The sequence below is a fragment of the Cohnella sp. genome, assembly GCF_041640265.1.
GTDB lineage: Bacteria > Bacillota > Bacilli > Paenibacillales > Paenibacillaceae > Cohnella.
The window spans coordinates 38,452-57,951 of the sequence record NZ_JBEQAP010000011.1 but is presented as its reverse complement, the minus strand read 5'-3'; the positions used below and the strand labels follow the sequence as shown (position 1 = coordinate 57,951).

The window sequence follows — 19,500 nt, the reverse complement described above, 5'->3', positions numbered from 1 at the left end:
TATGACGGGATGGAAGCAGGACGATCGCAAACGGGTAGCTAATCGACGTAGAACGGACACGGTATTAAAGCTTTTATTTCTAGTGGCTACTTCTATTGGCATTCTGGCGTTAATGGTCCTTATTATCGATATTGTAATGGATGGACTAAGCCACTTTAAACCTGAGCTGTTCATGAATTATCCTTCACGCAGACCTTCAATTGCCGGGATGAAATCAGCTATAATCGGTTCGATCTATATGCTTCTGATTATGCTTCCGGTTTCTTTCGTGTTCGGTGTAGGAGCGGCGATTTACTTAGAAGAGTATGCGAAAAAGAACCGTTTAACACGTATTTTCCAATTAAATATTAGTACGCTTGCCGGCGTTCCTTCCATTGTTTATGGAATTTTGGGACTAACATTGTTCGTCCGCTGGTTCATGCTCGAGCGCAGCTTGATCGCCGGTGCATTAACGATGACCTTGCTCGTCCTGCCGATTATTATTGTAGCTTCGCAGGAGGCACTCAAGTCGGTGCCGAAAGCAAGAAGGGACGCCTCCTTCGCGCTTGGTGCCAACAAGTGGCAGACGGTATCCCGTTCAGTGCTTCCTTCTGCGCTGCCTGGCATCTTGACAGGCGTTATTCTTGCCATGTCTCGGGCAATCGGGGAAACGGCGCCGCTTGTCATGATCGGGGCGTTAACTTACGTCGCTTTCTTGCCTGAGAAATTAACGGATCAATTCACGGTTATTCCGATACAAATCTACAACTGGATATCCAGACCTCAGACTGAATTCCATGAGTTGGCTGCGGCGGGGATCATGGTGCTGCTTATCATGCTCTTACTTATGAATATTACGGCTATTCTTCTACGTAATAAATTTCAGAAAAACATATAAGGAGACCGGACCATGAATACCATTATTGAGATAGATAAATTAAATTTGTTCTACAACGAATTCCATGCCCTTCGCAACGTTTCCCTTGAAATACAGGAGAAATCCATTACCGCTTTTATCGGCCCCTCAGGCTGCGGTAAATCAACATTATTACGTGTGTTCAATCGGATGAATGACATGATTCAAGGCACTCGCATTGAAGGGAAATGCGCCATCGGCGGGACTGAAATTTATTCAAACGAGGTCGATGTAGAAACATTGCGCAAGCGGGTGGGAATGGTATTCCAACAGCCTAATCCATTTCCGAAATCGATCTATGACAATATTGCTTACGGTCCCCGAATCCATGGTATTACAGACCGTAAGAAACTTGACGAAATCGTGGAAACAAGCTTGCGATCTGCAGCATTGTGGGAAGAAGTGAAAGATCACTTGAAACGTTCCGCATACAGCATCTCTGGCGGTCAGCAACAGCGGCTTTGCATAGCGCGTGCTCTGGCGGTTGAGCCGGATATCCTGCTTATGGACGAAGCGACTTCAGCCCTCGACCCGATCTCGACGCTGAAGATTGAAGAGCTGGCACAAGAACTGAAGGATCGTTATACGATCGTTATGGTTACACATAATATGCACCAAGCTGCTCGGGTTTCTCAGCAAACGGTTTTTTTCCTCAATGGAGAGGTTGTGGAATACTCGGATACGGAGCAGTTGTTCTCCAATCCGACGGACCAACGTACGGAAGATTACATTAGCGGCCGGTTCGGTTGATAACAAGAAAGGGTGGTAATAGAAAATGGTTAAGCGTATAGAATTTGATCAAGGACTTAAAGAAATTTCGAATTTGCTAGAAGAGATGGGAAATCGTGTAGAGCAAGCGCTGACTGATTCTATGAATGCTTTGAAGAATGGTGATATCGAATCCGCTAAACGAATTATTAAATTGGATTCAGAACTAAACCAGCTGGAAGAAAAAGTCGGTGTTATCGGAACAAAGCTGATCGCCACGCAACAACCGGTTGCTAAGGATTTACGCAGAATTCTAATTGCCTTCAGAATTTCGTCGGATTTAGAACGCATGGGGGATCTTTCGGTAGATGTCGCTAAGGTAGTCATCCGTCTAGATGGTCAGGAGCTAATCAAGCCATTGTTAGATTTGCCTCGCATGGCATCTCTAGTCAGCATTATGATTCAAGAATCGCTACAATCCTATATCGATGAGAATGTAGATTTGGCACACAAGATGGCGAAAGACGATGATCAGGTCGATGCTTTATATTCGCAGATTCTTCGGGAGTTATTCTCCATAATGGTTGAAAATCCGAAGACGGTGAGCCAAGCGATGCTGCTTAGCTTCGTTGGTCGATATATTGAACGAATCGCGGATCATGCGACGAACATCGGGGAAAGCGTCGTGTACCTAATGACGGGCAAACGGCCAGAATTGAATCAATAATCGTTTCACAGTAAGGGAGAAGAACAAGAAAAGCGTGTTTTACCGATTAGGTGACACGCTTTTTTTGTATAACGAGAGCGATTGTTAACGGTTTTACAGTCAGTTAACATAAGCTTACATTTGTGAAGACGTCTTCATGTTACGGTGAAAGAAATGGAAAGGTTATCTTGGACAAATCGCAGTTGTCACTCGGAGGCAAACAAGGATGAACAAGATCAACGGATGGTTAAATCCAGAAGCAATGAAGAGCTTAATGGAGAAACGCTCGCTGCGCGGGAGCGGCTTGTTTATTGTTCAATGGGAGCAAGGACTAGAGTCATCCGATCGGCGGGCTGGGGAACCATTGCCATTACCGCTTCGTATCCATCGATTATTGCAAACCGTTGTACTCCGTTTTTCTCAGGTTTCGCATTGTGTAGTTGGTTTTACACCTACTGCCTCCGGTATCATCATGATTGTTTCTATCAATGAGGATGAAGATGCGGATAAGGAAGCGGCTGAACTGGCTGCCGGGAGATTTTCTTTTCTTCTTAGGGATTTATCTGTGAAAATATTTACTTATTCTAGATTACGCCGATTGGCAGTCGTAGGGAACATACGCTGTGGATTCGGTTGGGTTGTTCGGCCATGGGAGAGGGATAGGAATCCGATTTCAGATAAGGGCTGGGAAATGGCGATTGTTCGGGCAACGGAGAGCGCCTGGAAGCAAATGCTTGATTCCGGCAGCCAGATTGTTCGATTGCCTTTGCCTGAGGCTCCTCTCATCCGTTCTGACAATGAGATTACCGTTAAATATGCTCCGATCCTATCTTTACTAGATGGTTCGCTCTATGGCTTTGAAGCCATCCCCTATACTTCTTATCACGATGTGAAGCTAGACTTGGACACCTTCTACGCGTCTGCAGATCAATCCGGCAAGCTGTTCGATGCGGACCGCTGTTTCCGTGAGGCCGCGATTCGAGGATTCCCTTCAAAAACAGGTGATGTGAAGCTATTCCTCCCCGTTCCCGCCAAAATCATCTATGATCCAAGACTTTATCCCGGCAGTACTCTAAGGCGCATTGAAGCAGCTGGATTGCGCGCTGAGCACATCGTGCTTGTATTAATAGGAGGTGAAGAGGAGGAAGGAACAACGGTTAGAGCGGCCTTGAGCCATTACCGTACGCAAGGCTTCCGAATCGCACTTGCAGGCATTACGCCAACGCGCTCATCTCTTCGCCGAATGGTCGAGCTCCATCCCGATTATGTGCAAATGAACGTTGGATGGATACACGAAGAGGCGATAGATTCCGTAGAAGAAAGCTTGCTTCAGAGCTTGATTTCATTAACCCGTAAAGAGCAAATCGTGTTGATCGCCAATGGTTTAGATCGAGAGGAATTGCTTCCCGTACTTATATCCAGCGGTATGCATTATGGACAAGGCGAGTGGATAGGTACCATACGCAGCGAGTCTCTTGAAGTAGCCCCCTATGTCCAGAACCGGATCCGTACAGAAGTTAACCGGCGATATCAAGGCGCATCAGGCTCGCTTGCAGAGCTGACGGCACCTGTTCGATTATTCAGTCGAGATACATTGGTATCCGAGATTTCACGGAATTTCGAGCTGCATCGAGAGGCTCAAGGCTTTGTCATTGCGGACAATGGCAAACCAATCGGATTGTTAATGAAGGAGAAGCTTCATCAGATGCTCTCGGGCCAATTCGGATTGCCCCTCTATTGGAACCGATCCGTCGGTAAAATCATGGATACCCATCCCATGATTGTAGATGAGTCTCTGCCGGTGGACCAGGTTTCTCAAATGGCCATGGCTCGTGAACCGGACAAGCTCTATGATGCAGTAATCGTCACGCGGGAGGGGCAAGTAACTGGGATTGCATCTATCCGCGCCATGCTGGAGTGGGTAACGCAAACGCGAATGACTGACGCACAGTGGGCGAACCCGCTTACTGGATTACCTGGCAATGAACGAATTCGCCGGGAAATGATCCGAAGACTGGCGGATGGCAAGCCTTTTGCGGTCTGGTATGCCGATCTGGACCATTTCAAGTGGTATAACGACCAGTACGGCTTTCACAAGGGCGATGATGTCATTCGATTCACGGGTGAAACGTTAGTGACTGTCGCCAGAATGCACGAGTCGGAGCAATGCTTTGTGGGTCATATAGGCGGAGACGATTTTATAGTATTATCGTCAGGCACGGACCCGGAAATGATGTCACAGGATATTCTGCAGCGATTTGTTAAAGGCATTCATTCCTTTGAAGAGCAACAGATAGGTCCGGTTTTTGATCGTTCGGGTCGGCAAGTCAATGATGCAACCGGGTTATCCTTGTCTTTATCCGTGCTCTTATGCGAAGAGACGGCCGGATGGACACCTGAGAAGCTATCGCAAAAAGCGGCATTGTTGAAGAAGAAAGCTAAGCAGGTAAATGGGAACTCAGTGGTCTGGGAAACCATTGCTAAAGCCGAAAGTAAATTGTCCGAGCTTTCGGATTTAACGTTGACTTAACAAACTTAGCGCATTGTCTTTACTTAGGATTGGTAAGTTTATAGTCACCAAGATATCGTGGAAGATGGTGTGCAATCATATGATAACTTCATGGTTTGGCATAGAACAAGTAATGGAACGAATCGATCGGATTGAACGAATAGAAAGTCTCGAGCAACGAAACGTTATAGGTTTGATAGGAGTCGACTTCACAGAATGGAAGAATGGATTTGCCTCAGGCTTTCGCGAAGATGGCTTTAGCTGGCCCAACTGGCTCCAGCTATCCATGGGCCGGAATGATATATGGTTCGGGGATGTGATTGGACATCACCTCTGGCTTTATGCGATCATTCCGGACAATCTTCGGAAGGATGAGATCGATAATTATTTGCGCGGGCTTGCCAAGCGGGTAAGGGAAGGTATGATTGCCCAAACCGGGGGAAGCGTTAAAGCGATCTCCGATCTGCCGCGATATAAGGAAAGAGGAATAGGGTATGCGCAGTTAAATGGATGGCATACACGCCCGAACAAAGAGATCATCTACGAAGGAATCCTCAAGGCAACTGAGCAGATGAATGCCTCGCTTCTGGATCAGAGCGGTTGGGAATTGTGCTTAGAGCTCGATCGATTAATTACGGAGAGCAGCATTAGAAGTGCATATCAGCCAATTATAAAGCTCGCTGACGGACGAGTATTCGGCTATGAGGCACTGACGAGATGCCCGGAAGGAAGTCTCTTTGAAGGTCCGCTTCAGTTGTTCCAATTCGCCGAAAGGCAGAATCAAGCATTTGCTCTTGATCGATTGGCTAGAGAAACGGCCATTCGTCATTGTCCTTCCCTAGTCTCGTCACAGAAAATATTTATTAATGTAACCATGGGGATTATAAACGATCCACACTTCGTATCGGGTCAAACCGTCCGGTGGCTGTCGGATCGGGGCTTGCATCCCGGACAGGTTGTATTTGAACTAACGGAGAGAAGCTCGATAGATGATTTCGATGCTGCCAAGAAAATTCTGGCTCATTATCGCAGTCAGGGCTATGAGATCGCGATCGATGACGCCGGTGCGGGATATTCTTCCCTGCAATCCATCGTGGAATTAAATCCTGACTATATTAAAGTGGATCGTTCGCTTGTGAAAATGGCAGATCAAGACGAGATGAAGAAGCATATGCTTCGTACATTCGTCAGATTCGCCAAGAAGATGAACATTCGTACAGTTGCTGAAGGGATTGAGAGGCCTGAGGAGCTGCGCCTTCTTCGATCCATGGGCTTCGATTATGGTCAAGGGTATCTAATTGGCAGACCGACCGAGCAGTCTTCACTAGTTCATATAGGAGCCACTCCCAAAGTCTAAGGATGGACGGGGGGAGGCTTCTTTCTTTTTAGCGATTGAAAGTGTACGGCGGGGTGCGGCTACCTGCGGCAGTATGTTATGATTACGATATGAAAAATGTCGGTGAGGTGGCACACGGTCATGGGTAACGAAACGGACAAGCTGGTATTGATTGACGGAAACAGTATCATCAATAGGGCCTTCTATGCATTGCCGCCTTTAACAAATGGCAGCGGTCTGCATACGAACGCGGTTCTTGGTTTCACGACGATGTTGTTGAAAGTGTTAGAGGAAGAAAAACCAAGCCATGTGCTAGTTGCATTTGATGCGGGTAAAGTGACTTTCAGACATGAAGGTTATGCGGAATATAAAGGCGGCCGTCAGAAAACCCCGCCAGAGCTATCAGAGCAATTCCCGTTACTGAAGGAGCTGCTTCAAGCGTTCTCGATTGCACAATTCGAGCTGGCTGGTTATGAAGCAGATGATATTATCGGTACAATGACTAGGCTTGCTGAAGAACAGGGCAAGTCAGCCATTGTCGTATCGGGTGACAAGGACATGCTTCAGCTCGCATCATCGCAAGTAAGCGTGTGGATCACGCGTAAAGGTGTTAGTGAAGTGGAGCGATATACGCCTGAAGTTGTTGGAGAGAAGTATGGATTGACCCCAGCGCAGATTATTGATCTTAAGGGCCTTATGGGAGATACAAGCGATAATATTCCCGGTGTTCCCGGTGTGGGCGAGAAGACTGCTCTTAAGCTGTTGCATGATTATGGAACGGTTGAGAATGTTCTTGCCCATATCGATGATCTTAAGGGTAAGCTCCGCGAGAATATTGAGACAAACATGGACAATGCTAAGATGAGCAAGCAGCTCGCGACAATTTTTCGCGAGGTGCCTGTAGAGCATTCGCTAGAGGATGTTGTATATAACGGTTATGATTCCGCGCTGTTGGCCAAAGCTATGCGAAAGCTGGAATTCAAAAATCTTGCCGAAAGGCTTAATCTGCATGAAGCGGATGATGCGGCTAAGGCGGAAAGCGTTGAAACGGCATCCCATTATGAAGTGATTAGAGTTGACGTGGAGGGATGGGATGGCTTGAACAAAGCATTATCCCATGCTGAATCTATACTTGTGGAAGCTTCGGGGGACAATCCTCATCAAGCGGAAGGCGTGGGGATTGCACTTACTGCGGGTACGCAGTGCTTTGTTATTCCTTATGGTCTTCTATCCTCCTCAGCGGCGGAACCGCTTAAAGCATGGCTCCTGGATGGCCAATCGCCTAAGATCAGTTATGATCTTCATCGAGCAGAGCTAGTGCTTGGGCGTTCTGGCATATCCCTAATGGGGCAAGCTTTCGATGTGCAGCTCGTTGCCTATTTGCTTGATCCGACAGAAGCGGACCCTTCTCTTAACGGACTGCTTCAACGTCATGGCTTAGCATCCATTCTTTCTGATGAAGCTGTATATGGCAAAGGAGCCAAATTCCGAGTGCCAGCCGACAGCGAGCTTGCAAAGCATTTGGCCGCCAAAGCAGATGCGGTGCGCAGGCTAAAGCCATTTCTGGCTGAGCAGCTAGAGCAGATGGGAATGAACAGCCTGTATAGCGAGCTCGAACAACCTTTATCTGCAGTCCTTGCAGGGATGGAGAAGCAAGGTATTTCGGTCAATGCGGATGCGCTGAAGGAGCTTGGGACAGAGTTCCAGCGTCGCATCGAGGAGATAACGAAGGCCGTTTATCAAGCGGCTGGCTTCGAGTTTAATATTGGATCTCCCAAGCAGCTAGGCGAGGTTCTGTTCGATGTGCTTGAGCTGCCGGTCGTTAAGAAGACGAAGACAGGCTATTCTACGGATGCGGAAGTGCTTGAGAAGCTTGAGCCTTATCACGAAATCGTTCGTCTTATCTTGCACTATCGTCAATTAGCGAAGCTGCAATCGACTTATATTGAGGGCTTGCTAAAAGAGGTTCGTCCGGAAACAGGTAAGATTCATACCTTTTATCGGCAAACGATTGCCGCTACGGGAAGGCTGTCAAGTCAGTTCCCTAATCTTCAGAATATTCCAATCCGGATGGAGGAAGGCCGTCAAATCCGCAAAGCCTTCGTTCCTTCCGAGCCAGGCTGGAGCATTCTAGCGGCTGACTACTCGCAGATTGAGCTGCGCGTGCTCGCCCATATTTCCGGTGACGATGGGCTGAAGGAAGCTTTCTTAAATGATATGGACATCCATACCAAAACCGCTATGGACGTTTTCGGCGTTCAGGCGGATCAAGTGGATAGTAATATGCGAAGACAAGCCAAAGCCGTTAACTTCGGAATTGTATATGGTATTAGCGATTATGGCCTGTCACAGAATTTGAACATTACCCGTAAGGATGCGGCATCATTTATTGAACAATATTTTTCAGCGTTTCCTGGGGTTCGCCGTTATATGGATACAATAGTGGAAGAGGCGAGAAAGAACGGCTATGTTACGACGTTATTAGAACGTCGCCGCTTTCTGCCGGAAATTCGCCATTCGAACTTTAATCTTCGTTCCTTCGCTGAACGGACCGCAATGAATACTCCGATTCAAGGAACAGCGGCGGATATTATAAAGCTAGCCATGCTGCGAATGAATGAAGCGCTGCTTGAACGCGGGCTGAAGAGCCGAATGCTGCTTCAGGTACACGATGAACTGGTATTCGAAGTGCCGGCGGATGAGCTTGCGCTAATGAAGGAGCTCGTTCCGGAAGTGATGAAAACAGCATTGAAGCTGGATGTTCCTTTGCTGGCGGACGTAAGTGTAGGAACGAATTGGTATGAAGCGAAATAAGCAGGACCAGGCAACATGAGTAAGGGGGGCACGATATGCCGGAATTGCCTGAGGTGGAAACCGTCAGACGGACCTTGAATACGCTCATCCCCGGTAAGACGATCGATCATGTCACGGTAAAGCTTCCTCGTATCCTGCAGAAGCCGGATGATCCAGATCTTTTTGCCGTACGGCTTATAGGGAGAACCTTCCAATCGGTAAAGCGGAGAGGTAAGTTCCTAAGGCTGATTCTAGATGGGCTCGTCCTTGTTTCCCATCTGCGCATGGAAGGGCGATACGGTCTGTACGACAAAGATATGCCAATCGAAGCTCATACGCACGTCATTTTCCACTTTACAGACGGGACGGAGCTTCGGTATAAGGATGTGCGTCAATTCGGAACCATGCATTTGTTTTTACCCGAAGAAGAGTTAAGAGTCCCTCCTTTGAATAAATTAGGATTGGAGCCTTTGGAGGCCGAGTTCACACTTGATGCATTCAGACAAGCTCTAGGTAAGCGGTCAACGAAGATCAAGCCGTTATTGCTTAATCAAGAAATTGTTGTAGGGTTGGGTAATATCTATGTGGATGAAGCACTTCATACAGCAGGGATTCACCCGGAGACACCGGCGTGTGATCTTAAGAAGAAGGAGCAAGAACGGCTTCACCATGCGATCGTGCAGACGTTGTCGGCGGCTGTTGCAGCTGGGGGCTCCTCCATCAAGTCTTATGTGAACGGGCAAGGAGAGATGGGATTATTCCAGCATAACTTGAAGGTATACGGAAGAACGGGTGAGCCTTGCCTAATATGTGGAAGTTCAATAGAGAAATCCGTCGTCGGCGGACGGGGCACCCATGTTTGTCCTCATTGCCAGAAAAGGCCTAAAAACGTGGATATTATAGAGAGCAGCGGAAAGCTCAAAGTGAGTAACAACTCCGTAAAACGTCGCTTAGATGGTATACAGTCATAGTTAATTCTTTCATAAAATTCATGTGATCGGGGCATTGGGCCCCCTCCTTGCATAGGATGAACAGAACCTGAACTCCGGAAACGGAATACGGGAATGCATCCATGCAGGAGGAAGTGCACTATGGCATCTGTCGCTTCGCTCATTTTACTATCTTTTGCTGTCAGTCTCGATGGTTTTGGAGTCGGAATTACGTATGGCGTGAGAAAAATAAAAATTCCTCTATCGTCCATTTTCATTATTGCAGCATGTTCAGGCCTTATTATCCTCATATCGATGATGGTTGGAGTAATGCTGACGGGCTGGATGTCACCTCACGGCGCATCAGCGGTCGGCGCGATAATCTTGATTGGAATTGGTTTGCTCGCGCTGTTCCAATTTATCCGCAGCGGGGAACGGGAGGAAGCAGATCCACCTCTAAGCAGCTCGGAGTTGGCAGCCGAACAAGGTGAACAGCCGTATAAACCCGTTCTTACCATGGAGCTTAAGGTGTTTGGTTTCATTATTCAAATCCTTCGCACTCCATCTGCAGCGGATATGGATCGATCAGGAACGATTAGCGCCGGTGAGGCCTTCCTTCTCGGAACAGCCCTTTCCTTAGATGCGTTCGGTGCGGGAATCGGTGCCGCTTTGGTAGGTTTTCCACCCTTGTATACGGCTGTAATTATTGCTGCGGCTAGTGGATTTTTCCTCTGGTCAGGGACTCGGGTTGGCTTCTGGGCATCCGGTTGGCGTTGGGTACGGCAGCTTTCTATGCTGCCCGGAGTCATTCTCATTGGAATGGGGATATTCAAATTGTTCTAGAAGGAAGAGATCTAATGAATATCGGTTTGACAGGCGGCATCGCTACAGGCAAAAGCACAGTGGCTAAGCTTCTGAAGGAACATGGAGCAATACTTATCGATCTGGATCGGATTGCCCGGGAAGTTGTTGAGCCCGGGCAATCCTCCTTGCTTCGTATTGCAGAGAGGTTTGGACAAGCTGTTCTGCAAGAGGATGGTTCACTAGATCGGAAGAAGCTGGGGAGTATTGTATTCGCCGATCCAAATGAGCGCAAAGCTCTAGAGGCCATTATACATCCAGAAATTCGCACGGTTATGAAGGAAAGAATGATTTATTATGAGAGCCATACTCCGGACAAGCTCGTAGTTGTTGATGTTCCTCTTTTGTATGAATCGGGAATGGAGCCTTATTTCCAGGAAATTATGGTTGTGTATGTTCCGAGGGAAATACAACTACAGAGATTAATGGAGCGCGACAAGCTCACTGCCGAAGAGGCACAGAAGCGGCTTGATGCACAGATGGCTATCGAGGATAAGAAATCGAAGGCAGACATCGTAATTAACAATAGTGGGAGTCTGGCTCAAACAGAGCAGCAAATTAATCGTTTCTGGCGGGAAAAGGGGTTTGGATGAGTAAACGGATAAAGCGCAAAAGAGTAATCCTGCCACTCATTCTCATTGTGCTAGGTGCATTGTTCGTGCAATCAGAGTGGTTAGGACGCTGGATATACCCGATTTCGTATGTGGATGAGATTAAGAGAAGTGCCTTGGAATACCAATTAGATCCGTTATTAATTGCAGCTATTATTAGAGTAGAGTCGAATTACAAGCATGAAGCGGTATCTCCGAAAGGAGCACTTGGAATTATGCAAATTATGCCGGAAACGGCTGCATGGATATTAGAGCAAGAAGACTTCGGTAAGTTAACTGCCAGGGATGCCGGCATGGATGCGCAAGCAGGCATAAGGATGGGTTCCTGGTATGTCAAAGAATTGAATCGGCAATTCAACGGGAACTTATTAGTTTCATTGGCTGCATACAATGCAGGTCCGGGAAAGGTACGACAATGGCTTGAAAAAGGGACCTGGGAAGGCACAGAGCAAACAATACGCGATATTCCATATGGAGAAACTAGACATTATGTGCAGCGTGTGATGTATTATTATAAGAAGTATCAGAAAATTTACGAAACGTTATGAAGAGAAGCCTTGAAGCAAAGCATGCCTCAAAGCTTCCCGGTATTTAGTGCCTTGCCTTCAGTTGGTGCAAAATCTCCGTCTTATTAACCGGATTGACTTGTTAATCAAGCTTGGCCAGCAAGTTGTTGTTCGGCCATCTGTACCAAACGGCGGGTAATGTTACCCCCAAGTGCACCGTTATCTTTAGTCATCATGTTACCCTGATATCCATCTTGTGGGATGGCAATGCCCAGCTCTTGCGCCACCTCGTACTTCATTTGATCCAGTGCAGCATTAGCTTGAGGGACTAGCAATTGATTGGTTCTGTTTTGCGCGGTAGCCATTGATATTCACCTCCTTGCGGTTGGTAAATGTATTATGTGCATAATTTTCGTGTTCATGTAAGGGAAGGGTTGGAAAATAAAAAAAACACTAAAAAGGAGCCGGGATTGACGCCATGAAATGTCCGTATTGCGACTATAGCGGAACGAAAGTTTTGGATTCACGGCCAGCTAATGACAATAAGTCTATTCGCCGCCGCAGGGAATGTGAGAAATGCAGCCGCCGATTCACTACGTTCGAGACGGTTGAGGAAACTCCGCTTATCGTAGTTAAGAAGGATGGTAGCCGTGAGGAATTTAGCCGTGACAAGGTGCTAAGAGGGCTATTACGTGCTTGTGAGAAACGTCCGGTATCCGTAGGACAGCTAGAGGTTATTGTTTCAAATGTAGAGCGGGAAGTGCGAAACACTGCACAAGCAGAGGTAGAAAGCCGTATAATTGGCGAGTTGCTGATGGAGCACATCTATACGGTCGATGAGGTTGCATATGTACGCTTTGCTTCGGTATACCGTCAATTCAAGGATATTAATATGTTCCTGAAGGAACTGAATGGTCTCATGAACAAGCATGGAATCTAAGAGCTGCTGATGAGCAAGAAGAAAGCCTTTCATATTATTGAAGGGCTTATTTTCTAGAGCTAATCGTTGCAAGTAAAGTGGTTGACAGCCTTGACTTGCTTGTGATAAAATCAGTTTTGTTGTCTTACATGGGGGTTTAGCTCAGCTGGGAGAGCGCTTGCATGGCATGCAAGAGGTCAGCGGTTCGATCCCGCTAATCTCCACCATAATAAAAACTCACGCATCCTATTGGATGCGTTTTTTATGTGACCTATCAGCAATGTAGGGCTTGATCCAGACTGGGGAGTTAGCCCAATGGGGAGAGCGCATCGATGGCAGCGATGAGGTCAGGGCTTCGATCCCCCTTGGCTCCATACATGCAAAAGTCGACCTTTAGGTCGGCTTTTTTGCGTTTACTGGGCAGTGGGGAAGGGAACCCGGAGAGTTCATCCCGCGTGGATGAAGCGGAGTGTACAGCGACTAAGTTCCGTTCATTGTATTCGAAAATTCATACATAGATTTGCTCAGGAAGGGCAGATCTGCAAATTATATATGAAATATCGAATATAATCGCATTGTTTCGCAGAAACTCAGTACATTTTATTCGAAATATCGAATACATTTTCCGAATGGGAAAGAAAAGCTTGTCGCGGAATCGGTTGCCATACATGGGCAGGCGGTAACTGAACAAATTCGAAAAGCGTTTGCGAATACGACCGACCCGGCTGAAGCCATATACGCCATCATACGGCTTCGATCGAAGGCGCCGTCGTATTGTGTGCCGCACGCATCGCAGTCCTGAACCGATGCTATTTCTCGCGGAAGAACTGAGCCGAAGGGCTCAAACTCTTGCCGGGTATTGGTGTAAGTCATAGGTGTGGGAGTTATCTTTTTGCCGTGAGTTTAGTTGTAATCAAATTGGATATATTGTATAAAATGTGACCTAAAGGTGCCAAGGGGTTACTTAACGAACGAAGAGGTGAAGTAAATGGAAATGCTTAAAGACCTTTTTCTAGTTGCAGGGCGAATTGTTACCATTTTCCCCCTTATGTTAATGGTTGCTCTTTACATGGGGAAACGCTCTATTGGGGAATTGCCGGTGTTCGATTTCCTTATCATAATTGCATTAGGTGCTGTAGTCGGTGCTGATATTGCCGATCCGAAGATTGAACATCTGCATACTGCCGTGGCAATTATATTAATTGGTCTCTTGCAGCGCGGGGTCTCTGTATTGGCGATTAAGGTAAGAAAATTCGGGAAATGGATCACCTTTGAACCAACTGTTGTCGTTCATAACGGAAACATACTAATCCTTAACCTTCAAAAAGTACGCTACTCTATTGACAACATTCTTCAGATGCTGCGTGAAAAAGACATTTTTAATGTAGAAGAGGTTGAACTTGCCGTATTAGAGGCTAACGGCAAATTGACCGTACACAAAAAACCTCTGAAAACCGCTGTTACTGTAGAGGATTTGGGGCTGATTAAAAAACAGAAGGGACTTGCATACCCATTAATTCTTGATGGAAATGTCTCCGAAAAAGTACTGTCCTACATGAACAAAGACATGGTGTGGTTGGAATCACAGTTGCATGCCAAAGGAGTGAACAAAGAGGATGTCATTTTTGCGTCAATCGATGAAAACTTTGAATTGTTTGTTTCTCAATCCTATTCCGGTCATATTCCGCCTATTAAACATTAAACGGTGGTATTATTGCTGTCGTAATGCAGCTTGAGCAGTAGCTAAAGCCGCTTTAACGGCTTCTTCGATTTCTTTATACCCGGTGCAGCGGCAGATGTTCGATTCGAGCCATTCTTTTATCATCATGTCGTTCGCATGTGGGTACTGTTTTATCAAAGCAATGGCATTCATGATAAAGCCCGGTGTACAATATCCGCATTGAAAAGCAAATTTATCTACAAATTGAGTTTGCAAAGCCGTATATTTCAAACCTTCCACAGTCGTAATTTTGCTGCCTTGCGCTTCCACGGCCAGCATTAAGCAAGATTTCATAGGATTTCCATCCACCTCAATCGTACAAGTACCGCAGTCCCCATTCAAGCATCCGGGCTTGGCACCGGTCAGTCCCAGTTTATCCCGAATCACTGACAATAAAGTGTCAGCGTTCCTGACGGTAACTAATCGGAATTCCTCGTTAACCTCTAATGTAATTTCTGTTGAGTGCATGTTATTCTCCTTCCAGTGCTTGCAAAATATCAAGCAGCGTATTTTTCAATACAAATATACGGTATTCCGGGGAACCTTCCACATCGCCCGAGATGGGTTTAGGCAAATGTTGAATCGCTCGCTCGATTCTAGCTTTCGGATTTAGCCGGGTATCGTTCAAGGACTGTTCAATCTGTTCGCTGCGAAAAGGAAAAAGACATACTCCGCTGAAAGATACTCGGATTTTATCTTCTTTTTTAAGCGCCGCAACCGTTATCAACGGATAACCGACATCCCATTGTCTGCGTTTTTTAATGCTATAAAAAGGCAACCCAAGATAATCTGAATGTGTAATAAGCTGGATAAGGAGTTCCCCGTCTTCCAACCGCAGACGCCCGTCGAATATTGAATTCAGTGAAATTCGTCTTCTCCCGCTTTTTCCCGCGATGATAATGTCAGTATCCGCTATCAAGAGCGGAAGTACGGCTTCCCGATAATAAATTTGACCGCAAATGTTGCCGCCCAGGGTAATCTTGTTTCGCGCTGTATGATCGGCTATCTCGCTAATGATTTGGCCTAGCAGCGGAAAGAGGTTTGACTCTTGAAGCTTGGTAAGAGGAAGAGCGGCTCCCATTACCAACTGATTTTGTTCTAATTGCAGTGTTTGGCACTCCGCTATGCCTTTTATGTCAATAACGGCTTCCGTATAAACTTCGTTTAATCTTCCCAGCGTTATTATTTCGGTTCCGCCGGAGTAATAGACTGGCTGCTTTCCCTGCTCTTGCAATGACTGATATAGCTCTACGGCCTCCTCCGCAGCAGAAGCCTTATAATAGGCAAAATCATAAGGAATCATTGCGTACCTCCTGATTGTTTGGTCTTCCATATCAATTCCGGAACAAGAGGCAGTTGATTCAGGTGTATTCCAGCGGCGTTCGACAAACAGTTGGCCAGCGCAGCAGGCATTCCGATCAAGCCGTGTTCTCCGATGCCGCGTGCGCCATAAGGCGCATCGATATGAGGGGTTTCCACGAATTCTACAATATATTCCGGATGCTCTCCATAATGAGGCGGGACGTACGTACGCAACTGAGGATTGAGCACTTTACCTTGCCTGTCAAAGATGAAAGCTTCCCGCCCCGCAAATCCAATCCCCATACTCATGGCACCCATTACTTGTCCCAGAGCGCCTTTATAATTCAATACCCTCCCGATGTCGATAACGGAATAAGCCTTGAGAATTTTATAGGTAAAATCTCTTGTGTCGAACTCAATCTCTATTCCCTGAGCACCTACCGTCCATTCTGGCCCCGGTTTCCCGGATCCGGTCTCACGATCCAGATGCGTCATATGTCTGAACATAAAATTTCCTTTAGCCATAATCTGTCCGCCGATCCCGTTACCATTCGGGTACTTGTGGCCGTAGGCGACATCCGAAATCTTGCAATCTTTCGTTGGGTCGTCCTTTACATAAACTTTTCCGTATCCGACCTCTAATTCATCGGGAGAACAGACCAATGCGCGTGAAGCAATATCCTTCAACTGCCGGATGAGATCGTCAGCCGCTTGCTGAACCGCTCTTCCTGCCATATAGGTGCCTCTGCTTGCAACAGTCTTCCAGTGCTCCGGCATTGTTTGCGTATCTACCTCCATGCGGACATGAATTTGGCTAACATCCATTTTCATTTTTTCCGCAAGGATTTGTGCAAGTACGGTTTTTGTGCCTGTTCCGATCTCGACTAGACCCGACATCAGGTTCAAGCTTCCGTCCGGGTTATACGTCAAAATGACTCCGGAGCTGGCGTTCGTATCGATCGTTGAAGTTTTCCATATACAGCTGATGCCTTTGGCGCGTATCTTCCGGTCATTGATTTCCATGAAGATTCCCTCGTCCCACTTCATCAATGCTTTCAGTTTACTTATGCATTCCGGTAAATTCCCTACATTGCTGGAATTCAGGACAACTTGCGTAGGTGTGGTATGCCCAGGAAGAATGGCGTTTTTCTCTCTGAGTTCAAGCGGATCCATTCCTAGCTTTTCCGCCAGTACATCCATTGTCCGTTCAAACGCGAATAAAACTTCAGAATGACTGAACCCCCTATAAGCGGTAGCATAGGGATGATTTGTATATACACACAGCGAATCGCACCAAATATTTTCGATATGATAGGGTCCTGTGCAAGATACGGCACCAGCCCGACTTATTGTTGCACCCTTATCCGAATAAGCACCAGTATCAAACAAATAAAACAGCTTCGTGGCTTTTAATTTGCCGTCCTTCGTGCTTCCCAGCTTTACAGTCGCCTCAAGTCCAATATGTACGGGAGATGTAATCATGTCTTCTTCCCGTTCATTAAATAACTTTACAGGTCTTCCGCCTACCGCTTTTGAAGCCAAATATGCAATGATCTCCAACTGAGTCGGTACTTTACCTCCATAACCGCCACCGACTAAAGGGGTGATTACAATAATCTTTCCGGCATCGAGATTAAAATATTCGCCCATCAATTTCTTGATCATATACGGTGATTGAGAAGAAGAAGAGATGAGAATATGCCCGTCCGGACGAATTTCGGCGGTTGCACACCGGGTTTCCATAGCGGCGTGATCGGAAGGGCCGAATGAAAAGTTGGTTTCCACAGTCACTTCACTTTCTTGCCAGCCAATCTCCATATTGCCTTTGCGTATTTTGACCCGATCTGCAATATTGGTGTTTGGTTCCGGAAAAACGTGCTGGATCTTTTCATAATGCGCCAAATTCTCGTGAACGAGCGGAGCGCTTGTATGTATTGCATCGGACGGAGAATTGACCACAGGTAAAGGCTCATAAGTGACCCTTACCAGTTCAGCAGCCTTCTTTGCCATGTAAGGACTGTCCGCGACTACTACTGCAACAGGTTCGCCATGATAACGAACCTTCCCGTATGCAATGGGCGGACGATCGTGAATTTCTTCGCCAGTGAGCGGAAATTCCGCTTGTCCCGTAACAATGGCACGTACGCCTGCGACCTTCTGTGCCTCCAAGGTATCGATCGACTTGATCTTGGCATGAGCATGCGGACTAATGATCAGCTTTGCATGCAACATTGCCGGCGAATGATAATCGTCTGTATATTTTGCTGCGCCGGTAACCTTCTCAAGGGCTTCTTTTCTGTAAATGCTATTTCCAATCGTCATCTAACGATTCCTCTTATTCATTATTTAATGGAGTACATCCAAAGCGGTATTATATCCATTTAACTTCAGGACTATTCAATATCTAATTGGAGGCGCTGTCAAATACTAACGGACAGAAACTGTTAGCTACTATTATTCAGGTAGAAGGTTCAGCTTACCTTAAAGAGGGAACGATGATGTTTATAGCGGAAGACAGTAAGCGGGTTGGGTTCTTAAACAGAAGGATTATGAATCCTTGCTTTGCGAAAAAGGAGGCAGATTGATGGAAAGCAACGGTATCATTTCTATGCCGTATCTCGTGATGATCGTTACGGCAACTATTATAGGGACGTTAGCACGAGCCCTGACCATAAAGCAGGATTATAGACAATACCCCAGCCATCCGAACGGATATTTGATTCATTTTGTGACGGGAGCTTTGGCCGCCACTCTGGGTGCTTTTATTGTTCCTACCTTGATGAGCAAAAACTTCGTCGCTGTCACTTTCCTTTCTCTTGCGATTCAACAATTTCGTGAAGTGAGGAAGACCGAAAGGGAAAGTCTGCGGGACTTGGAAGGAACCGAGTATACAATTCGCGGCGACTCTTATATAGACGGTATTGCCAAAACATTCGAAGCACGCAATTACTTTGCTCTGCTTGTCGCCTTTGCAACCAGTGTGACGATGCAGCTCTTGAATCTATCTGATTGGAGCGAGGTTGCCGCCGGTTCCCTGGCAGGTCTGTTATTATTCGTTCTCCTCCGGCGGTTTACCAGCGGCAAGCAAGTAAAACATATCGCGACCATAACGCAGGGGAAAATCGAAATCAAAGGCTCCGAGCTTTACGTGGACGGGCTCATGGTTACCAATACTGCAGGCGAAGATGAGGCAAAGAAATTTTTCTTGGAGGAAGGTCTTGCTGCTGTAATTTATCCTCGTGAGCCTCATCTCCGCATTGTTCTGGAGCATTTCGGCCAACGCCAGGCGATGTTATTTGAAGCCACCCGGGCTATAGGAAAGAAACGATACTGTTTTCAAAATTTGATGGATGAACGAGTTATCATTGTACTCGTCCCCATCGTGTATAACTTCGAACTGTTGAAAGAGACCATATTGAATACTCCCTTGCTTGAAAGTGTAAAGAAAACGAATCGATTATTAAATGCGAACGTAATGGGAGGAAAGTATAAATGAGCAAAGAAAATGACAATCAAAATCAAGGTATTTTGGCTTTTGTGACTACCGATAAAGACCGGTATTTGGGTGGCCGGCCGCTAGCGTTGCTAGCAAAAGATGAGGAGGAATTGCTGGGTCTTGCGACAACTGTAGCTAAAGCTTTCTTGGCAGATATTGTACAGTTTCCGACAGGTGATTATATGGTAATTAAAAAATAGCTTTGAAAA

The 19,500-nt window shown here is 46.5% G+C and carries 19 protein-coding genes and 1 tRNA gene; 16 read left to right on the top strand and 4 right to left on the bottom strand.

The features are described from left to right. The first annotated feature begins 1 nt into the window (after position 1). From pstA to ACESLK_RS10680, 10 genes are all read left to right on the top strand, one after another. Positions 2 to 877: a phosphate ABC transporter permease PstA gene (gene pstA / locus ACESLK_RS10725; protein WP_373229428.1), complete on the top strand. Its 876-nt coding sequence runs from the start codon at positions 2 to 4 to the stop codon at positions 875 to 877. A gap of 12 nt (positions 878 to 889) precedes the next feature. Next, a complete protein-coding gene (pstB, locus tag ACESLK_RS10720; protein WP_373229426.1) occupies positions 890 to 1,645 on the top strand; it encodes a phosphate ABC transporter ATP-binding protein PstB in 756 nt (251 codons plus the stop codon). Between the two features lie 25 nt (positions 1,646 to 1,670). Continuing rightward, positions 1,671 to 2,330, top strand: coding sequence for a phosphate signaling complex protein PhoU (gene phoU / locus ACESLK_RS10715; protein WP_373229425.1), 660 nt, complete (start codon positions 1,671 to 1,673; stop codon positions 2,328 to 2,330). 205 nt (positions 2,331 to 2,535) lie between these two features. Next, positions 2,536 to 4,839, top strand: coding sequence for an EAL domain-containing protein (locus tag ACESLK_RS10710; protein WP_373229424.1), 2,304 nt, complete (start codon positions 2,536 to 2,538; stop codon positions 4,837 to 4,839). Between the two features lie 79 nt (positions 4,840 to 4,918). Continuing rightward, positions 4,919 to 6,175 carry an EAL domain-containing protein gene (locus tag ACESLK_RS10705; protein WP_373229423.1) on the top strand — a complete coding sequence of 419 codons (1,257 nt, stop codon included), beginning with the start codon at positions 4,919 to 4,921 and terminating at the stop codon, positions 6,173 to 6,175. Positions 6,176 to 6,295: 120 nt separating this feature from the next. Further along, entirely contained in the window at positions 6,296 to 8,968 is a 2,673-nt protein-coding gene (polA, locus tag ACESLK_RS10700; RefSeq protein ID WP_373229422.1) for a DNA polymerase I, read from the top strand. Positions 8,969 to 9,003: 35 nt separating this feature from the next. Beyond that, the gene (mutM, locus tag ACESLK_RS10695) at positions 9,004 to 9,918 is read left to right on the top strand and encodes a DNA-formamidopyrimidine glycosylase (RefSeq protein ID WP_373229421.1); all 915 of its coding nucleotides are present in this window, start codon (positions 9,004 to 9,006) and stop codon (positions 9,916 to 9,918) included. Between the two features lie 120 nt (positions 9,919 to 10,038). Further along, positions 10,039 to 10,719: a sporulation membrane protein YtaF gene (ytaF, locus tag ACESLK_RS10690; RefSeq protein WP_373229420.1), complete on the top strand. Its 681-nt coding sequence runs from the start codon at positions 10,039 to 10,041 to the stop codon at positions 10,717 to 10,719. A gap of 14 nt (positions 10,720 to 10,733) precedes the next feature. Further along, complete coding sequence (gene coaE, locus ACESLK_RS10685; protein WP_373229419.1) at positions 10,734 to 11,330, top strand: dephospho-CoA kinase; 597 nt, start codon at positions 10,734 to 10,736, stop codon at positions 11,328 to 11,330. After that, positions 11,327 to 11,896: a lytic transglycosylase domain-containing protein gene (locus tag ACESLK_RS10680; RefSeq protein WP_373229418.1), complete on the top strand. Its 570-nt coding sequence runs from the start codon at positions 11,327 to 11,329 to the stop codon at positions 11,894 to 11,896. Before coaE ends, ACESLK_RS10680 begins: the two co-directional genes overlap by 4 nt. 104 nt (positions 11,897 to 12,000) lie before the next feature. Here ACESLK_RS10680 and ACESLK_RS10675 read toward each other — a convergent pair whose 3' ends face one another. Further along, a complete protein-coding gene (locus tag ACESLK_RS10675) occupies positions 12,001 to 12,219 on the bottom strand; it encodes an alpha/beta-type small acid-soluble spore protein (protein WP_373229417.1) in 219 nt (72 codons plus the stop codon). 113 nt (positions 12,220 to 12,332) lie between these two features. Here ACESLK_RS10675 and nrdR point away from each other — a divergent pair, with 113 nt between their 5' ends. The 3 genes from nrdR (at position 12,333) to ACESLK_RS10660 (ending at position 14,475) form a co-directional block, all read left to right on the top strand. Next, complete coding sequence (gene nrdR / locus ACESLK_RS10670) at positions 12,333 to 12,794, top strand: transcriptional regulator NrdR (protein ID WP_373229416.1); 462 nt, start codon at positions 12,333 to 12,335, stop codon at positions 12,792 to 12,794. A 130-nt stretch (positions 12,795 to 12,924) separates the two neighbouring features. Beyond that, positions 12,925 to 13,000, top strand: a tRNA-Ala gene (locus tag ACESLK_RS10665). Between the two features lie 761 nt (positions 13,001 to 13,761). Next, the gene (locus tag ACESLK_RS10660; RefSeq protein ID WP_373229415.1) at positions 13,762 to 14,475 is read left to right on the top strand and encodes a DUF421 domain-containing protein; all 714 of its coding nucleotides are present in this window, start codon (positions 13,762 to 13,764) and stop codon (positions 14,473 to 14,475) included. A gap of 9 nt (positions 14,476 to 14,484) precedes the next feature. Here the strand turns inward: ACESLK_RS10660 and ACESLK_RS10655 are convergent, their stop codons facing one another. Genes ACESLK_RS10655 through ACESLK_RS10645 form a run of 3 tightly spaced genes read right to left on the bottom strand, consistent with a single transcriptional unit; the run spans position 14,485 to position 18,117 of the window. Continuing rightward, positions 14,485 to 14,961, bottom strand: a complete 477-nt coding sequence (locus ACESLK_RS10655) for a (2Fe-2S)-binding protein (RefSeq protein ID WP_373229414.1) — start codon at positions 14,959 to 14,961, stop codon at positions 14,485 to 14,487. A gap of 1 nt (position 14,962) precedes the next feature. Further along, the gene (locus tag ACESLK_RS10650) at positions 14,963 to 15,796 is read right to left on the bottom strand and encodes an FAD binding domain-containing protein (RefSeq protein WP_373229413.1); all 834 of its coding nucleotides are present in this window, start codon (positions 15,794 to 15,796) and stop codon (positions 14,963 to 14,965) included. Next, on the bottom strand, positions 15,793 to 18,117 hold the full coding sequence (locus ACESLK_RS10645) for a xanthine dehydrogenase family protein molybdopterin-binding subunit (RefSeq protein ID WP_373229412.1): 2,325 nt from the start codon (positions 18,115 to 18,117) through the stop codon (positions 15,793 to 15,795). The genes ACESLK_RS10650 and ACESLK_RS10645 overlap by 4 nt, the downstream gene beginning before the upstream one ends. Before the next feature lie 86 nt (positions 18,118 to 18,203). Here ACESLK_RS10645 and ACESLK_RS10640 point away from each other — a divergent pair, with 86 nt between their 5' ends. The 3 genes from ACESLK_RS10640 to ACESLK_RS10630 are packed head-to-tail and all read left to right on the top strand — an operon-like array spanning position 18,204 to position 19,491. After that, positions 18,204 to 18,380, top strand: coding sequence for an XdhC family protein (locus tag ACESLK_RS10640; protein WP_373229411.1), 177 nt, complete (start codon positions 18,204 to 18,206; stop codon positions 18,378 to 18,380). Continuing rightward, the gene (locus ACESLK_RS10635; protein WP_373229410.1) at positions 18,380 to 19,291 is read left to right on the top strand and encodes a YIEGIA domain-containing protein; all 912 of its coding nucleotides are present in this window, start codon (positions 18,380 to 18,382) and stop codon (positions 19,289 to 19,291) included. Before ACESLK_RS10640 ends, ACESLK_RS10635 begins: the two co-directional genes overlap by 1 nt. Next, positions 19,288 to 19,491, top strand: a complete 204-nt coding sequence (locus ACESLK_RS10630; RefSeq protein ID WP_373229409.1) for a capping complex subunit for YIEGIA — start codon at positions 19,288 to 19,290, stop codon at positions 19,489 to 19,491. Before ACESLK_RS10635 ends, ACESLK_RS10630 begins: the two co-directional genes overlap by 4 nt. Positions 19,492 to 19,500: the final 9 nt, after the last annotated feature.

What these genes read in the sequence shown, in the direction of transcription:
- pstA (WP_373229428.1), top strand. Translation starts at nt 2, where the DNA reads ATGACGGGATGGAAGCAGGACGATCGCAAACGGGTAGCTAATCGACGT.
- pstB (WP_373229426.1), top strand. Translation starts at nt 890, where the DNA reads ATGAATACCATTATTGAGATAGATAAATTAAATTTGTTCTACAACGAA.
- phoU (WP_373229425.1), top strand. Translation starts at nt 1,671, where the DNA reads ATGGTTAAGCGTATAGAATTTGATCAAGGACTTAAAGAAATTTCGAAT.
- ACESLK_RS10710 (WP_373229424.1), top strand. Translation starts at nt 2,536, where the DNA reads ATGAACAAGATCAACGGATGGTTAAATCCAGAAGCAATGAAGAGCTTA.
- ACESLK_RS10705 (WP_373229423.1), top strand. Translation starts at nt 4,919, where the DNA reads ATGATAACTTCATGGTTTGGCATAGAACAAGTAATGGAACGAATCGAT.
- polA (WP_373229422.1), top strand. Translation starts at nt 6,296, where the DNA reads ATGGGTAACGAAACGGACAAGCTGGTATTGATTGACGGAAACAGTATC.
- mutM (WP_373229421.1), top strand. Translation starts at nt 9,004, where the DNA reads ATGCCGGAATTGCCTGAGGTGGAAACCGTCAGACGGACCTTGAATACG.
- ytaF (WP_373229420.1), top strand. Translation starts at nt 10,039, where the DNA reads ATGGCATCTGTCGCTTCGCTCATTTTACTATCTTTTGCTGTCAGTCTC.
- coaE (WP_373229419.1), top strand. Translation starts at nt 10,734, where the DNA reads ATGAATATCGGTTTGACAGGCGGCATCGCTACAGGCAAAAGCACAGTG.
- ACESLK_RS10680 (WP_373229418.1), top strand. Translation starts at nt 11,327, where the DNA reads ATGAGTAAACGGATAAAGCGCAAAAGAGTAATCCTGCCACTCATTCTC.
- ACESLK_RS10675 (WP_373229417.1), bottom strand. Translation starts at nt 12,219, where the DNA reads ATGGCTACCGCGCAAAACAGAACCAATCAATTGCTAGTCCCTCAAGCT.
- nrdR (WP_373229416.1), top strand. Translation starts at nt 12,333, where the DNA reads ATGAAATGTCCGTATTGCGACTATAGCGGAACGAAAGTTTTGGATTCA.
- ACESLK_RS10660 (WP_373229415.1), top strand. Translation starts at nt 13,762, where the DNA reads ATGGAAATGCTTAAAGACCTTTTTCTAGTTGCAGGGCGAATTGTTACC.
- ACESLK_RS10655 (WP_373229414.1), bottom strand. Translation starts at nt 14,961, where the DNA reads ATGCACTCAACAGAAATTACATTAGAGGTTAACGAGGAATTCCGATTA.
- ACESLK_RS10650 (WP_373229413.1), bottom strand. Translation starts at nt 15,796, where the DNA reads ATGATTCCTTATGATTTTGCCTATTATAAGGCTTCTGCTGCGGAGGAG.
- ACESLK_RS10645 (WP_373229412.1), bottom strand. Translation starts at nt 18,117, where the DNA reads ATGACGATTGGAAATAGCATTTACAGAAAAGAAGCCCTTGAGAAGGTT.
- ACESLK_RS10635 (WP_373229410.1), top strand. Translation starts at nt 18,380, where the DNA reads ATGGAAAGCAACGGTATCATTTCTATGCCGTATCTCGTGATGATCGTT.
- ACESLK_RS10630 (WP_373229409.1), top strand. Translation starts at nt 19,288, where the DNA reads ATGAGCAAAGAAAATGACAATCAAAATCAAGGTATTTTGGCTTTTGTG.